Source organism: Winogradskyella sp. Asnod2-B02-A, assembly GCF_045063645.1.
Lineage (GTDB): Bacteria > Bacteroidota > Bacteroidia > Flavobacteriales > Flavobacteriaceae > Winogradskyella.
On record NZ_JBEFOG010000027.1, the window covers coordinates 2,408,056 to 2,424,957 of the forward strand.

The following is a 16,902-nucleotide window of genomic DNA, read 5'->3' on the forward strand; positions in this document are numbered from 1 at the left end:
TCATACACAAGTTTAATGGAAGTAGTGCATCTAAAAGTGTATAACATTAAAAAATAAAATTATGACACGAAATACATTAAAAATTGCAGTAACAATGTTAAGCATTGTTTTATTCGCCTCTTGTAAATCTACTTCAGATTCAGAAAGCAATGACGGTACATCAAAAAAAAGACAAGGAGGTCAACCTAGTGTAACACAATTATTATCAGAAATGGATTCCAACAAAGATGGTAAGCTTTCTAAAGATGAAGTTAAAGGGCCTTTAGCTAATGATTTTTCAAAAATAGATACAGATAAAGATGGATTTCTGTCTGAAGAAGAATTGAAAAATGCACCTAAGCCAGATAGACAAGGTGGTGGAGGTCAAGGAAGACCACAAAGAAATTAAAATAAAATAATTATGAAAAATAGATTTTTTAAAACAACAAGTTTATTTGCAATACTAATCTTGGTTTTTATTTCATGTAGCAGTGATGATGATAGCGACGAAATTATATCTAATTCAGAAGATATTGCAATAACAGACACAAACATATCTGGTACAGCCGAAGGTGATACCAATAATACAGGATACGATGAAGATGATTTAGTAGAGAACGCTACTTTTGAAAACACCATACAAATTGTATTTTCTAATACATCGGCAACAATTACAAACCCTGTTCCTAGTGATGTGGTAATTACACAAGACGGAGCAGATGTAATCATTAATTCCACTATTTCTGCAGTGGCTTATGAAGTTTCGGGAACAACAGCCGATGGTATGTTGAAAATCTATAGCGATAAAAAATTCAAATTAGCGTTAAATGATTTAAGTATCACAAATGCTGATGGTCCTGCTATAAATATCCAATCCTCAAAAACAAGTTTTGTGGTATTAGAAGGTACAAACAACTTGACCGACGCATCAACCTACAGCAATATTCCTGATGATGAAGATGCCAAAGCAGCATTTTTTAGTGAAGGGCAATTGGTTTTCAGTGGTTCAGGTGCTCTTAACGTTGCTGGATTCTACAAACACGGCATAGCAAGTGATGATTATGTGAGGGTTATTAGTGGAACAATTACGGTTACCCAAGCAGCATCCGATGGTATTCACACCAACGATTATATTATTGTAGATGGAGGTACACTCAACTTAACAGTAGATAGCGATGGTTTAGATTGTGAGGAAGGTTATATTATTATTAATGACGGAACATTTATAATAAATGCTGCTGATGATGGTATTGCTGCCTCTTACGATATTGATGATGAGGAAGAACCAGATGATACCATTACGCCTTATGTAACCATTAATGGAGGCGATTTTACTATAAATACATCTGAAGGTGAGGGTATTGAATCAAAAGGTGTAATGACCATTAATGATGGAAGCATAAATATCAATTCTTATGATGATGGCCTTAATTCTGGTGGAAATTTATATATCAACGGAGGAAATATCTATGTGTACACTACACTTAATGACGCTATTGATAGTAATTCTGGTATTACAATTACAGGTGGAACCACTATTGCTATAGCAGTTAGGGTTGATGAGCCAGATGGTAGTTTTGATTGCGATGACGATATATTTAAAATTACAGGAGGAACAATATTGGGATTAGGATTGAATACCTCATTTCCAACAGAAAGCGAGAGTACTCAAAATTCAGTGATTTTTGATGGAATAAATGCATACCAGATACTAAATATTCAATCAGAAGATGGTACTGAAGCCCTTACTTATGAAGTGCCAAATAGTGTAATAACCATAATTTATTCCAATGCTAAATTAGAAACAGGAGAAACATATAAAATCTATACAGGAGGAACCGTAAGCAATGGAACCGAAGTTAATGGATTATACACTTCCGGCACCTACAGCGGAGGAACAGATTCAGGTGATTCATTTACTATAAACAGCACAGTGACACAAATTGGGGGAGAAATGGGACCAACCGGAGAACCTGGTACTGGTGGTCCTGGTGGTCCTGGCGGAAATTAATTACTTGAAGATATTAAAAACAAAGTAAATAAATGAAAGAGAAAGCTGTTTTTGTAGGCCTAAAAAAGAGAATTATTTAAGAGGGCATACAATGGCAATAATAATATTAAAGATTTGAGTTAATTGTTTTTAGATTGTTAAAAAGCTTCGTGAGAAATTGCGAAGCTTTTTTTGGTGTATAAATTTATCAAAAGCGTATATACATACTAATAATGATTAGTTGAATTACAAGTTGTTTTCTAATGTTTCTTTTTATGCTTTTTTTAACAATAACGAACACAAGTTTAAAAAAAGAAAGACATCTAAAAGTATATAACATTAAAACTTAAGAAGATGAAAAGTAACACATTAAAGTCATTAATATTAGTATTCGGAATAGCATTATTTATGTCTTCAAGTGCATTTGCACAATCTAAAGATAGGCCAGAAAGAAAAGAGCCACCAACATATGCTCAACTTTTAAAAGAGATGGATGCTAACGAAGATGGTAAATTAGCAAAAGATGAATTAAAAGGACCTTTAAAAGATGATTTTACTAAAATCGATACTGACGAAGATGGTTTTATTTCAGAGGAAGAATTTAAAAACGCACCTAAACCAGAACGTAAAGAAAGAAGCAGAAATAAATAGATTGTTTAGATTGATTGGTTGTAAGGGCTTCGTGAGAAATTGCGAAGCTTTTATTTTATAAGTAAAAGCAAAAGCACTTAATAGGAAGAATTTGGTATGAGGCTATTTAGAAAAATAAGAAAAAACTTATTGATTTCAGGGAAATTGAGAAGTTACATCGTTTATGCAATAGGAGAAATCTTGTTGATTGTAATTGGTGTTTTAATTGCTTGGAAGATTAATAATTTAAATGAATTAAGAAAAAATAGGATTGTAGAATTAAAAATTTACCAATCTCTAAATGAAGAGTTAAATGCAAATATGATTCTGTTAGATGCCTCAATTGCTAGTTATTCTAAAAATAGAATAACCATTGAAAACACTATCGATATTATAATGGCAGAACAACAAGAGGATTTAGAAATAAATGAAAAGTTAGATCTTATTGATGTAGATTATAAACCAACAAAATTACATAATGGTGCTATAAATTCAGTTAATACCACTAACAAATTCGAGTTTATAGAAAGTGTCTTACTTAAAGATTTAATTGCAGCATATCCTAATGAACTAGACAATTTTGAAAATCAAGAAACAAAAATTGAAAATATAATCGTTAATAGACTTCAACCTGCAATAGAAAAGTATATTTCCTTAATTGATATTCTTACAAAACGGGAATTTAAAATTAATAGAATTGAAACTTTTTCTGTTGAATCTAATTATGATAAGTTGTTAAAAAGTAGAGAATATCAAAACTGTTTAGTAGATCGATTATTGCAAACAGAGATTCAATTAACAAATGCCATAAGTTTAAGAGATAAAACCCAGACTATTGCTCTTAATCTAAATAAGGAATTAAAAAATTAGCAATGATGTTGTTTTTATAAATAATACATTAATTAAATACTGATTCAGTTGTTTGACTATTAGTGTTTTACATGTGGTTTTGATTTTTTTGAAATTATTTAATATTTAGCGCAAGTTTTTTATTGTTTAAGCATCTAAAAGTGTATCACATCAATAAATTAAACTTAACAAATGAAAAAAACAATTACTATTCTATTGATATTCTTATTATCAATGAATGCATTTTCGCAAGATTTGTATGATATTAATTCTATTCAGACCATAGAAATCCAATTCGCTCAAAGCAATTGGGACGCACTATTAGATGCAGAGAAAGCTGGAGACAACAATTATACAGAAGCTACTTCAGTAACTATAAACGGAACCGTTTATAATCAAGTGGGAGTAAAATATAAGGGCAATAGTTCTTATAGTGCTAACCAAACAAAGAATCCGTTTCATATAGAATTAGATACGTACGTAGATCAAGATCACCAAGGGTATACAGATATTAAATTGGCCAACGTTATGTTTGATCCTTCTTTTGTAAGAGAGACTGTGGCTTACAATATTGTAAACCAATACATGGATGCACCACAAGCCAATTATGCCAATGTATATGTGAATGGCACATTAATAGGTTTGTACACAAACACGGAGTCTGTTTCTAAGAAATTTGTAAACAAGCATTTTAATTCTAATGATAATGCTTTCTTTAGTTGTAGTCCACCAGACGGAGCCAGTCCACAAACAACCACACTACCTAATTTACAGTATTTAGGTACAAGTTATACGAGTTATGACGATGCCTATGAAATTAAATCCGATGATGATGAAGATCCTTCTGTTGCTTTAGCACATTGGGATGATTTAATAGATTTAACCTACACTTTAAATTACGATATTACTAATATTGAATCTGTTTTAGATGTTGATATGGCAATATGGATGTTGGCATTTGATAATGTTTTGGTAAATTTAGATAGTTATATTGGTCAGTTTAAACAAAATTATTATTTATACAAAGACAACAATGGGCAGTTTAAGCCTGTAGTTTGGGATTTAAATATGTCTTTTGGTACTTTCGCAATGACAGGTGAAAGTAGTGGAGGAGGTGGCCCTGGAGGTGGCGGAAGTGGTTCTTTAAATTCAACCACTCAAAAAGCGCAATTAGACCATTTGTTACATGATACGAGTTCTGATTTTCCTTTAATTTCTAAATTATTGGCAGTGCCTAAATACAAAAGAATGTATTTAGCACATTTTAAAACCATCTTAACTGAGAATATTAGTAATTCAAACTATCTAACTTTAGCAAATGACTATCAGGCTATAATCTCTGCTGCTGTTGCTGCTGATACTAATAAGTTTTATACAAACGCTCAATTTTCTGGTAATATTAATACAGATTATAATGTAGGGCAATTAACGGCATCAGGTTTAACAAACTTAATGAGTGCTCGTAGTTCATATTTGTTATCGCAATCAGATTTTACTAATACACAGCCAACAATAAGTAATGTAACACCATCAGAAACAGATCCTCTAATTGGTGATACGGTTTCAATTACCGCTAATGTTACGGATACTAATGATGTGTATTTAGGGTATAGAACTGATGAAACAGTGCCATTTACAAAAGTTATTATGTACGATGATGGTGCACATAACGATGGAGCTGCTAATGATAATGTTTATGGAGTAGACGTTGTAATAGACACAGCTAATATGCAATATTATATCTATGCAGAAAATTCAAATATTGGAGCGTTTTCACCTACCAATGCTGAATATGAATTTTATTCAATAGAAGGGACATACACTACTATTACGGTTGGTGATTTAGTTATTAATGAAATTATGGCATCTAATGTCACAACAGCAACAGATCAAGATGGTGAATATGATGATTGGTTAGAGCTTTATAATAACAGTTCAGAGACATTGAGTTTGGATAATTTATATTTATCTGATGATCAAGATGATTTATTGGTATGGCAATTTCCTTCTGGTTTAACTATTGAGCCAGATAGTTATTTAATTGTTTGGTGTGATAAAGATGATGAGCAAGATGGTTTACATGCAGATGTAAAATTTTCTTCAGGTGGTGAAAGTGCAATTTTATCTTATGCTAACGGAACTGTAATAGAAAATATAACTTTTGGTGCTCAAACAGATGATATGGGTTATGCCAGAAATCCTAACGGAACTGGAGATTTTGTAATACAAGAGCCAACGTTCAACGCCAACAATGAGAATATTGATGATTATGATGTTTTAAATGTTGGGGATTTAGTAATAAATGAAATCTTAGCGTCTAATGATACAGGTGAAACTGATGAAGCAGGAGAATATGAAGATTGGATAGAATTGTATAATACAACCGATGAAACTATTAGCTTAGATAACTTGTATTTATCTGATGATGCAGAAGATCCTTTAATCTATCAATTTCCAACAGGGACAACTTTAGCTCCAGATAGTTATTTAATAGTTTGGTGTGATAAAGATACTGATCAAGGAGATTTTCACGCAGATTTTAAATTCTCTTCAGATGGTGAAACAGCAATTTTATCTTATCCTAATGGTACAGTTTTACAGAACATTACTTTTGGAGCACAAACAACAGATATGGCCTATGCTAGAAATCCAAATGGTACAGGTGACTTTGTGATTCAAGCACCAACTTTTGGATTTAATAATGAAGAAACACTTTCTGTAGATGAGGTGCTTTTTAATGATGGTTTAAATTATTACCCAAATCCAACGATAAATTACCTTGAGTTAGAGAATGCAAATTATAATATAGAAACTGTAGAAATTTATAATTTACAAGGGCAGCAGTTGTACACAGATAAGTTTTTAAATAAAAATTCTATTCACTTAGATTTTACTTCTTTTTCTAAAGGATTATATCTGGTTGTGGTAAATAAAACTGCAGTATTAAAAATTGCAAAAAATTAATAGAATAAAGCAATATTTTATTGATAGAGACCTAAAAAAGCTTTATGAATTTTTCATAAAGCTTTTTTTAATATCATTTACACAAGTTTTATTAGAGTTGCATATCTAAAATAATAACGAAAACAATTAAAATGAAAAATAGAAGAATAACATTTGTAATCACAGTATTTTCAATGCTACTATGTTTAACAACTTTTGCACAAGGACCTCCAGGAGGAGGACAAGGTGGTAGAGGTGGAAGACAAGGTGGTGGGCCACAAAAAGGAGAAAAACCAGATGCTTCAGAAATATTAAAATTGTTAGATGCTAACAATGATGATCTTATAGATAAAGATGAAGCTTCAAAAGATAAAAGAGGAAAAATTTCTGAAGACTTTGATACTATAGATGCTAACGAAGACGGGTTTATAGATTTAGAAGAATTAGAAGCGTCTTTAGATAGTAAAAAGCCAAAAAAAGTATCAGTAGATAAGCTTTTAAAAGAAGTAGATCAAGATGAAGATGGCTTGTTAAATGAGTTAGAAGTGGCTGCAAAAGACAAGCGAGATTTGATGGCTAATTTTTCTGAGATTGATGTAAATGGTGATAGTCAATTAGATGTTGAAGAATTAAAGGCTTTTTATTCAAAAGACGATAAGAAAAAGAAAAATAGAAAAGAGAAGAATTAATAGTTTAACTTTAATTGAAACATTTTAAATCAATTTACTTATGAAGTATTCTAAAATCTTAAAATCAACATTATTATTTATGTTTACCATAGTATTCTTGTGCTGCAAGCCAGGTACAAAATCTAACGATGAACATGCTGCTAATCCAGATGAAGGTCAAGCACCTAGTGTAAGTGATTTAATAAATCAGATGGATGCAAATAAAGATGGAAAATTATCAAAGTCAGAAGTGCAAGGCCCTTTATCAAATGATTTTTCTAAAATAGATACTAATAATAATGGTTTTCTCTCAAAAGATGAATTAGAAAGTGCACCGAGACCAGAGAGAAGAGAACCAAGAGAGACTAGCTCTAACAACAGTGTTCAGAAAGATTTCGAAGTCACTATAAATGTGGATCCTTCATTGTTTATAAAGGAAAGTTTATTAAAAGAAATTACAACAGAAGAACGGACGCTATCTAATGGCACAAAAGCTCTATGTTATGTTATAACAACAGCTTCTCAACCTCAAGAACACAAAATGGGACCTTGGTGTCCAACGCATATTAATGACGGCAAAGATAAAGGTGGCATTTGGTTTAAAGATGATAAAGTCTATGATGTCGACGGCCATTTTATTGCTAACCTTAAGGAATTTTATTCTGATGAAGAATGGGCGTTATTTAGAGAAGATGGTTCAGTTAAAGTTACAAGCACTCAAGAAGAATGTGAAGCTGCAGCAAGACCAGATGTTGATGAAAAATATCATAATTATTGTGTAGAATGTTTACCAGATTACTATAGAGAGAAAGTATCAACTTACATTATTCCTGTTAAACCTATGTATTTAGAAGATTCAGATGCATTAGGAAGAAACGGTATTGGTGTTGCGTTTAATGGTGTTAATTTTGATGCTCCAGCACCAACACACGCTATTCTTTCAGCACATACTTTAGCTCCTTTAGATGATGCTGGTGGTCATGTTAATCCACATGCAGGTTATCATTATCATGCCGTTACAGGTAAGACAAAAGAGATTGCGCAAAATGATATTCATGCACCAATGATTGGTTATGCTATGGATGGTTTTGGAATCTATGCGCACAAGGACCAAAACGGTAATGAATACAGTGATTTAGATGATTGTGGCGGACATTATGACGATGTTAGAGGATATCATTACCACGCAGGAGATGCTGGTAGCAATCAAGTTTTAGGATGTTTACATGGAGTAAGCGGATCAGTGTCTGTAAAAGGTTAACTAAATATTAAAACTTTTTAAGACCTATTGAGTCTAAAGACGAATTAAGCTAATAATGATAATAGTTAATATGAATAATAAGCAGCGTAAATTTAAGAGACAATATGTATTGTTGTTTTTATTTTTATGTGCAATGCTTTCAAGTTTTTCACAAGAACGTATTACAGATTTAAAAATTAGCATTGAGACTACTTTTAACGGAGAAGCACTTAAAAAAGAGCAGTGGTATGTTACAAAGACTAAGGATTCAATTCAGCTATCTAAGCTAAAATTCTATCTAACCGATTTTGTAATTCAAACTGAAAACAAAATAAAGGATTCTATAGCTAATAGCAATTTTCTTATTGATGCGTTCGACGGTGACACAACCGTAATAAAGCTTACTGATGTTAATTTTAATGAAGAAGATAAACTATTGATAAGTATTGGTGTTAACGAAAATTTGAATACGTCTGGAGCCAATTCAGGAGATTTAGATCCTTCTAAAGGCATGTTTTGGTCTTGGCAAAGTGGATACATAAATTTTAAAGTTGAAGGGATAAGTCCTAGTTGTAAGACACGAAAAAATAAATTTCAATTTCATATAGGCGGTTTTCAAACACCTTATGAAACTATAAGACCCTTGATTTTTAAGTTAGATACTGTGAAAAATGGGATACTAAAAATTAATTTGGATGTAGCTCAATTTTTCGATTCAATACAATTAAATTCAGAAAACCAGATTATGATTCCTGGTCAAGAAGCTAGTAATACAGCGGATAAGCTTCCTAAACTGTTTTCAACACATGAATAAATTCGCTAAATATATTTTAGGAGGTCTAGGTCTATTTTTGTGTTGTGGATTTATAGCTGTAAAACATAAAGATTTATTATTTAGTTATCCTGAATATTGGCCTAAACCACAGTATGATTTTTCAAAATTGACCATGTCGGAAGATCAGTTTCAATTAGGAAGACAACTGTTTTATGATCCCATTTTGTCTAGAGATAATACTATTTCTTGTGCGTCGTGCCATTTGCAAGCCACAGGTTTTACACATGTAGATCACGATTTAAGTCATGGAATAGAAGGGAGAATTGGTACACGAAACTCTATGACGATTATGAATTTAGCTTGGAATACCTCATTTATGTGGGATGGAGGAGTAAATCATATAGAGATACAAGCTTTGGCACCTATTTCTAGTGAAAATGAAATGGATGAATCACTAGAACATGTGGTTGAAAAACTCAATAATTCAGAAAAATATAAAACTCTTTTTTATAACGTTCATAAGGATAGCGTGGTTACAGGTCAGAGAACATTATTAGCATTAACACAATTTGTAGTGATGCTTACAACTTACAATTCAAAATACGACAAATACATAAGAGAAGAAGTAGAATTTACCGAACAAGAAAAAAGCGGGTTAAATGTATTTAGAACGCATTGTGCGTCTTGCCATACAGAACCACTTTTTACAAATAATAAATTTATAAATAATGGACTAGAGGTAGATACAACTTTAAATGATTTTGGACGTATGATAATTACTCAAAACCCTCAAGATTCTTTAAAGTTTAAAGTGCCAACATTGCGAAATATTCAGTTTACAAAACCTTATATGCACGATGGTCGTTTTGAAACTTTGCAGGAAGTTATTAACCATTATACATCAGACATTCAAGATAGTAATACCTTATCTGAAACACTAAAAAGCAATATAGAATTAACACATAAAGAAAAAGTAGATCTACTCGTATTTTTAAGAACACTTACAGATCAAGAGTTTTTATTTAATAAACGCTTTGCTTTTCCTTATAATCAATAACAAGAATTTGAACCTTTTAATTATGAAAAAACATATACTAAATTTTATTACTTTTTTTGCTTTTGTAAGCGCATCGTTAGCACAAACAAATCCGAGTATTACACAATGGATTCAAAATAATGATGGGACTACGGGTCGTCATTATGTTGCTGGAAATTCAACACCAATTGATGATTCAATTTTGGCTAATGTACAATCGGTAGATTATTCAGCGGATTGGGTTTATGTAACAGCAACAGGTGTTCCTTCGTATATTACTGGGCCATTTCAAGATGGAAACCCATCATTAGCAACGGATCAAAATGCGATCTATAAAATTTCATTAAATCCAGTACAAAACACAGGAACATCAACAAGTACCTCAGGTGGAAATATTGGTATTTTTATTAATGGAGTCTCATTATTCGATTGGAGAGATGGTGTTGCTTGGAATAACAATACAAATGCACTTTGTGGAGGACCAGGAAATCCAACTTGCCCTGGAGGTCCAAATGCAACCCAAGATTGGAATAGAGACGCAATACCAGCAGAGATGGATGGTTTTGATTGTGCAAAAGCGCATCCTGCAAATGGTAATTATCATCATCACCAAAACCCAAGTGCTTTTAATTTAGATTTGTTGGTCGTATCTGATGTTTGTGATACGTATCCTGCAGATGGTTTATATGTTATCAATACAAGTGAACATTCACCTTTAATCGGTTTTGCTTATGATGGTTTTCCTATTTATGGAGCTTATGCTTATGCCAATACTAATGGTACAGGAGGTATTGTAAGAATGCAATCTAGTTATGAACTAACAGGAGCAACAACAAGAGCAAATGGTCCTGATGTTAGTACAACCTATTTCGAAGGTTATTTTAGAGAAGATTATCAATATGTTGCTCATACAGAAGCATACTATTTAGACGAACACAATGGTCGCTTTGCAATTACTCCAGAATATCCATCAGGCACTTATGCTTATTATGCCACTGTGGATTCAAATCATAATTCTGCTTATCCTTACGTTGTAGGTCCTACTTATTATGGAACTGTAACGGGTTCTAATGTTAGTTCAATAAATGAAGCAACCACAAATTATGATGCTACTTTAAGCGTCAGTGATGTTGATGAAAATAACTTTAGTTTAAAGGTTTATCCTAATCCTGCCCAAGACTTTATAGCAATTCAGTCTAATTTGTTAAGCCAAAATTTAAAATTAAAATTGGTGAATGAATTAGGACAGGTGGTTATGCAAAGTGAAATATTACAAGGAAGTACATTAAGCATTATGGAAACGCATACGCTATATAATGGTATTTACTTTTTAAAAGTATCTGGTAACGATTCTGCTAAGAGTTATAAAATTATAATTAATAAATAGTTGGACTTAAATATTTTTTAATCTAGAATTTTTAGTGATTTAATAATGAAAGCTTTGTGGATATTCCATGAGGCTTTTTTGTTAAATAAATATTAAAAAGAAAAGCCTGCGCAAGTTTATTTCTGTTAACTCATCTAAATATTAAATAACCTTAAAACACTAACTCTATGAGAATCGATTTTAAACCTTTTACCTACATTACAATTTTTGCTTTTGCACTATTTGCTTGTAGTAGTGATGATTCGTTAAGCGATGATAGCAATGATAGTGGTGTTAATGATGATGACGATATAGCAGTAACAGAATTACATGCTGCTTTTTCTGCGTTTAATTCAGATGCGGTTACCGTTATTTTATCTGATGATGGAACTGAAGTTTATATTGAAACCACAGGATTTCCCGACCATAGCTCAATTTATTGGGAAACAGATAATGCGCTTTATATGGATGAGGCAGGTGTTACTAAAACAACTCAAGATACATATATTGGTGGAGGACAAGGTGAAGCAGCAAGTTTCACAGTTGATGCCACACCAAACTTAACAGGCAGTACTGTTAGCACAGAATTAAACACTATTGGTATAGCAGTTAGTGGAGCATCTATATTTAATGACCAAGAAGGTGCGGGAGATTTAGATCAAGCAGCAGGAAGCTTAGATTGGGCAGGCGCTCATAAAGGTCCTGGTGTGTATCACTATCACTTAGAACCTACACCAATTACTAGCGATGATGACAATTTAGTAGGCATATTACTCGATGGTGTATTTATCTATGGAAGACAGTGTAATTCAACAGGAACGAACCCTACAGATTTAGATGCTTCAGGAGGTCACACATCTACAACACAATATACAAATGGAGTAGAAGAGTATCATTATCATATTATTAATGAAGAATATCCTGCAGGTAATTATGCCTATGATCCAGCGTATATTCTTTTTGCCGGACCGTTTCAAGGCTACTAAAAGATAAAACTATGAGACCAATTTATTTTTTAATACTTATTGTACTTTCAATAACTAGTTGTAAGGAAATTTCATCTAATAAAAGTGAAATTGCTGTTACAGTTGAAGAGCAACCTATCCTTATAGATAATGTAGAAGTATTAAAAAGTGAATTGGTTCTTAATGGAAATAAAGGTAAATGGTATTACAAAGATAAACCTTACAATGGTTATTCTTTAAAGTATCACCCAAATGGTGTTTTAGAAGAAAAATGGGGATTTATAAATGGTAAAAGAGAAGGTATTGCTAGGCGTTGGACAAAAAATGAAACCCTTCAATTAGAGTCTTATTATAAAAATAATCGGTTAGTAGGTGTTTATAAAACATGGTGGGAAAATGGCATTTTATCTGGTGAAACTAATTACGAAAACGGAGTTAAGCAAGGTGTAGAAAGAAAGTGGTATTCCGATGGGCAATTATTTAAATTAAGACATTTTGTTGATGGAAAAGAACATGGTTTTCAAAAAGCTTGGTTAGCTAATGGTAAATTATATGTTAATTATGAAGCAAAGAATGGACGTATTTTTGGTATGAGAAGAGCAAATTCATGTGTGAGATTAGAAGATGAAGTCGTGATTAGAAAAAAAATAATTTTATGAGATACCTCTGTATTATAATATTAGTTGTTTTTACAAGCTGTAAGGAGGACGTGAAAAAAGAAACTATTAAAGTTGTAGAAAACAGCCGAGTAGATTATTTGCCGTATTACAACGATGACTCATTTACTCCACATTGGTTAACACCACATACAGAAGAAGAAAAAGCGTTTCATAAAATACCAGATTTTTCATTAACAAATCAACTCGGAGAAGCAGTTACTCAAAATACGTTTGAAAATAAAATATATGTAACGGATTTCTTTTTTACAACCTGTCCAGGCATTTGTCCTAAAATGACTGGTAATATGTCTAAAGTTCAAGAAGAATTTAAAAACGACAAGGATGTCTTATTGTTATCACATTCGGTAATGCCAAGCACAGATTCGGTTGCTGTTTTAAAGGCTTATGCAACTAAAAATGATGTCATAGATAATAAATGGCATTTAGTAACAGGAGAAAGAAGTGAAATTTATAATCTTGGTAGAGACCATTATTTTGTAGAGAGTGATTTAGGGGAAGTAAAAAGTATTGATGACTTTTTACATACCGAAAACTTTCTACTAATTGATAAAAACAAACACATAAGAGGCATCTATAACGGATTAAACAGAGCTTCAATAGCACAATTAATTGTAGATATTAAAGCATTAAAAAAAGAAAGCTAGAGTGATGATCTAGTTTTTATTTGATTGATTGATTATTGATGATTTGAAAAGCTTTGCGGTTATATCGTAAAGCTTTTCTATTTTTAGGGAAAATATTATATATGAGATTATTTGTTGTTGTACTTTGTTTTATAATGTTTAATTCTTGTAAAGAAGAATATAAAAGATCAATAAACGTAACTAAAGTTAATATTGAACCTATTTTTGTCGATTCTACATTAAGTGTTAGAGCTATAGACTTTAATGATGAATATTTGTATTATGGGAGTTCCGATCATATTGGAAAGCGAGGATTAAATAAGGAGTTTAAAATTAATCTCAGCGAGTTAAATGTTAATAGCAATAAAAATCACTTTAAACACATACTTAACTACGAAGAAAAGCCACTTCATTTTAGGGCAATTAAAGAAGTAGAAGGTAATTTATTTATCATATCAATTGCTAATCCTGCAAGACTTTATAAGATTTATAGGAAGTCTGATAAACCAAAATTAGTGTATGAGGAGGTGAATGAAAAGGTTTTCTACGATTCTATGGATTTTTGGAATGACCAAGAGGGTATTGCTATTGGAGATCCAACAGACAATTGTATGAGTATAATCATCACTAGAGATGGAGGAGAAACGTGGACAAAATTATCATGCGAGGATTTACCAAAAGCAAAAGAAGGAGAAGCTGCTTTTGCCGCAAGTGATACTAATATAGCAATAATTGGAGATCATACATGGGTTGCTACAGGCGGAAAAGCAAGTAGAATACTATATTCATCAGACAAAGGAAAAACTTGGAAAGTATTTGAAACTCCAATTACTCAAGGAAAAGAAACCACAGGCATATATTCTCTAGATTTTTACGATGAACAAAATGGATTCGCCATAGGTGGAGATTACACCAAGCCCAATGATACACTAAACAACAAAATAAGAACTAGCGATGGAGGTGAAACATGGCAAGTAGTGGCTAACGGAAAAGGTCCAGGTTATAGAAGTTGTGTACAGTTTATTCCCAATTCAAATGCTAAAGAATTAGTTGCTACAGGTTTTAAAGGAATCGATTACAGCAATGATGGTGGAGACTCTTGGAGACATTTAAGCGATGAAGGCTTTTATACGATCCGATTTTTAAATGATTCGGTGGCTTATGCAGCAGGAAAGGGTAGGGTAAGTAAATTGACTTTTAGATAATAAAAAAAGGAAGCTATGTTTAGCTTCCTTTTTGTTCATTATTTTTTGTCTGTCTATTCTCTAGAATGTCGCTTTTTATATTCTTCAAACATTTTTTGTTTAAAAGAACGTTCAGCCTGATAGAGCTTTATTATTTTTTTAGCAGGAAGAATTTCAAATAATTGATTTAATAATTTAGATTCTAATGCTACTTTTTGCTTTTCAGCTTTTTCCATATCTAGCAATAAAGACTTTGCTTCACTTTCCGTAAGTTCTTCAATAGGTTGTTCTTTACGTCTGTTCATGGAAGATTCTCTTAGCTTACTTTTTGCATCTTCATTGGCATTGTAAATTGGCCAAAATTTTTGAGCTTCAGTTTCAGTTAAATCTAATTGTTCTGTTATATGGGCAATTTTTAATGCTTTAATTTTTTCTCTATCTGGACGTTGTGCAAATACACTTGCCGAAATAAATAGGGTTAGGATAAATAAGGATATTGTTTTCATAATCTTTAATCTAAAATAAAGTCTTCAGTATCTGCATTTTCTAAATATTCATTTAAAGTATCATCTGAAATAGTGATATCAATAAAGTCTGCTTCTGAGATATTATCAGTTATAAATAAAGTGGCTAAATCGTCGTTTGAATAATCTTCTTGAAATAAATAATTTTCAATACTCGCTGTATCAATAGTATTGATGTTAATTTTATCATCAGTATTAAAAAACAAACTTACAAGCAATACAAAACTTGCAGCTATACCAGCAACATAATAAAATGTGCGTCTAGATTTTAAAGCAATCACTGGTGTTTCAGGTTTAGACTCTATTTTTTGTAAAATAGTTGTCTCAACCGAATCAAAATAATTTTTTGGAACCACAAAACTAGAAGTTTCTGGCGCACTGATCATTTCTATGTCATTTAGACGTTCAAGAATTTGATCGTCAATAGATTCAAAATAATTATCAGGTGTTTTAAAACCAGAACTTTTAATGTTATGTATATTTTCTTTTTTCATCTTTAGTTCCCTTGAAAGTGGAATCTTTTTAGCTTGTATTCTCTTATAAGACTTCAAATTTGTAAAATGGTTTAATCTGAAGTTAAATAGGCTTCTATTTTTTTTGCTGCAATATGATATGATGATTTAAGTGCGCCTTCGGTTAGATCTAATATTACAGCCATATCTTTATATTTTATATCTTCAAAATAACGCATATTAAATACCAACTGTTGCTTTTTTGGTAAGGTTGCTATGGCTTTTTGTAATTTTAATTCAATGTCGTCCCCTTCAAAATAAACATCTGCAGTTAAATTATTAATGGCTCTATCTTGATACTCTTCGTTTGTAATCTGCAATCGTTTTGCATTTTTGTTGAGAAGTGTAATAGATTCATTGGTTGCTATTCTATATAACCACGAGAATAATTTGCTTTCACCTTTAAACTTATCAATACTACGATGGACTTTAATAAATGTATTCTGAAGTACATCATCAGCATCGTTATGATTCAATACAATTTTACGAATATGCCAATACAGACGTTCTTTATAGAGTTGTAATAATTCTCTAAAAGCGGCTTCTTTAGATTTAGGATCTTGTAAACGTGTAATAAATTCCGATTCGTTAATCAAATGATTACTATTTGTATCAATATTAGTGTTGATTTAGTACTATTTAGACTCCTTAAATTACTAAAAGTTTAATAGACCTTTTTTATTAAATTTTACACTTAAATGCTTTTGTTGATTATCAGTGACTTAAAATGTCTTTTTACGATAAAACGCAAAAAAAGACGATAAAAAACATATTTTTCTTGTGTGGTATGTTTATTTATTATATGTTTGTCTCAGCTTAACCTATTTACCGTTATCAGTTCCCCAAATCTGATAACAAAAAAGAAGGATGTATTTAATTATATATCCTTTTTTTGTGTTTTAAATCATTCATAATGATGTTTTTATATGTTATTTGGA

The 16,902-nt window shown here is 31.6% G+C and carries 17 protein-coding genes; 14 read left to right on the forward strand and 3 right to left on the reverse strand.

What is annotated here, in order from left to right; genetic code table 11:
- The first annotated feature begins 61 nt into the window (after positions 1 to 61).
- The 14 genes from ACJJVO_RS18290 to ACJJVO_RS18355 all read left to right on the forward strand — a co-directional run bounded on the left by ACJJVO_RS18290 (position 62) and on the right by ACJJVO_RS18355 (position 14,949).
- Positions 62 to 388: an EF-hand domain-containing protein gene (locus ACJJVO_RS18290; protein ID WP_405576749.1), complete on the forward strand. Its 327-nt coding sequence runs from the start codon at positions 62 to 64 to the stop codon at positions 386 to 388.
- Between the two features lie 12 nt (positions 389 to 400).
- Positions 401 to 1,990 (forward strand): carbohydrate-binding domain-containing protein, encoded by a 1,590-nt coding sequence (locus ACJJVO_RS18295; RefSeq protein ID WP_405576751.1) that lies wholly within the window; start codon positions 401 to 403, stop codon positions 1,988 to 1,990.
- 333 nt (positions 1,991 to 2,323) lie between these two features.
- The gene (locus ACJJVO_RS18300; protein WP_405576753.1) at positions 2,324 to 2,620 is read left to right on the forward strand and encodes an EF-hand domain-containing protein; all 297 of its coding nucleotides are present in this window, start codon (positions 2,324 to 2,326) and stop codon (positions 2,618 to 2,620) included.
- A gap of 96 nt (positions 2,621 to 2,716) precedes the next feature.
- Positions 2,717 to 3,469, forward strand: coding sequence for a hypothetical protein (locus tag ACJJVO_RS18305; RefSeq protein WP_405576755.1), 753 nt, complete (start codon positions 2,717 to 2,719; stop codon positions 3,467 to 3,469).
- A 171-nt stretch (positions 3,470 to 3,640) separates the two neighbouring features.
- Complete coding sequence (locus tag ACJJVO_RS18310) at positions 3,641 to 6,412, forward strand: CotH kinase family protein (protein ID WP_405576757.1); 2,772 nt, start codon at positions 3,641 to 3,643, stop codon at positions 6,410 to 6,412.
- A gap of 131 nt (positions 6,413 to 6,543) precedes the next feature.
- Positions 6,544 to 7,080, forward strand: coding sequence for an EF-hand domain-containing protein (locus tag ACJJVO_RS18315; RefSeq protein WP_405576759.1), 537 nt, complete (start codon positions 6,544 to 6,546; stop codon positions 7,078 to 7,080).
- A gap of 40 nt (positions 7,081 to 7,120) precedes the next feature.
- On the forward strand, positions 7,121 to 8,320 hold the full coding sequence (locus ACJJVO_RS18320) for a YHYH protein (RefSeq protein WP_405576760.1): 1,200 nt from the start codon (positions 7,121 to 7,123) through the stop codon (positions 8,318 to 8,320).
- 55 nt (positions 8,321 to 8,375) lie between these two features.
- Positions 8,376 to 9,113, forward strand: a complete 738-nt coding sequence (locus ACJJVO_RS18325) for an MbnP family protein (RefSeq protein WP_405576762.1) — start codon at positions 8,376 to 8,378, stop codon at positions 9,111 to 9,113.
- The gene (locus ACJJVO_RS18330) at positions 9,106 to 10,131 is read left to right on the forward strand and encodes a cytochrome-c peroxidase (protein WP_405576764.1); all 1,026 of its coding nucleotides are present in this window, start codon (positions 9,106 to 9,108) and stop codon (positions 10,129 to 10,131) included. The genes ACJJVO_RS18325 and ACJJVO_RS18330 overlap by 8 nt, the downstream gene beginning before the upstream one ends.
- 22 nt (positions 10,132 to 10,153) lie before the next feature.
- Positions 10,154 to 11,497, forward strand: a complete 1,344-nt coding sequence (locus ACJJVO_RS18335) for a YHYH protein (RefSeq protein WP_405576766.1) — start codon at positions 10,154 to 10,156, stop codon at positions 11,495 to 11,497.
- Between the two features lie 167 nt (positions 11,498 to 11,664).
- A complete protein-coding gene (locus tag ACJJVO_RS18340) occupies positions 11,665 to 12,462 on the forward strand; it encodes a YHYH protein (RefSeq protein ID WP_405576768.1) in 798 nt (265 codons plus the stop codon).
- A gap of 11 nt (positions 12,463 to 12,473) precedes the next feature.
- Complete coding sequence (locus tag ACJJVO_RS18345; protein WP_405576770.1) at positions 12,474 to 13,100, forward strand: toxin-antitoxin system YwqK family antitoxin; 627 nt, start codon at positions 12,474 to 12,476, stop codon at positions 13,098 to 13,100.
- Positions 13,097 to 13,765, forward strand: coding sequence for an SCO family protein (locus ACJJVO_RS18350; protein ID WP_405576772.1), 669 nt, complete (start codon positions 13,097 to 13,099; stop codon positions 13,763 to 13,765). The genes ACJJVO_RS18345 and ACJJVO_RS18350 overlap by 4 nt, the downstream gene beginning before the upstream one ends.
- 101 nt (positions 13,766 to 13,866) lie before the next feature.
- Positions 13,867 to 14,949 (forward strand): WD40/YVTN/BNR-like repeat-containing protein, encoded by a 1,083-nt coding sequence (locus ACJJVO_RS18355; protein ID WP_405576774.1) that lies wholly within the window; start codon positions 13,867 to 13,869, stop codon positions 14,947 to 14,949.
- Positions 14,950 to 15,002: 53 nt separating this feature from the next.
- Here ACJJVO_RS18355 and ACJJVO_RS18360 read toward each other — a convergent pair whose 3' ends face one another.
- The 3 genes from ACJJVO_RS18360 to ACJJVO_RS18370 form a co-directional block, all read right to left on the reverse strand.
- Positions 15,003 to 15,434: a sensor of ECF-type sigma factor gene (locus ACJJVO_RS18360; protein ID WP_405576775.1), complete on the reverse strand. Its 432-nt coding sequence runs from the start codon at positions 15,432 to 15,434 to the stop codon at positions 15,003 to 15,005.
- 5 nt (positions 15,435 to 15,439) lie between these two features.
- Positions 15,440 to 15,946: a hypothetical protein gene (locus ACJJVO_RS18365; RefSeq protein ID WP_405576777.1), complete on the reverse strand. Its 507-nt coding sequence runs from the start codon at positions 15,944 to 15,946 to the stop codon at positions 15,440 to 15,442.
- 71 nt (positions 15,947 to 16,017) lie between these two features.
- Positions 16,018 to 16,560 carry an RNA polymerase sigma factor gene (locus ACJJVO_RS18370; RefSeq protein ID WP_405576779.1) on the reverse strand — a complete coding sequence of 181 codons (543 nt, stop codon included), beginning with the start codon at positions 16,558 to 16,560 and terminating at the stop codon, positions 16,018 to 16,020.
- Positions 16,561 to 16,902 lie beyond the last annotated feature (342 nt).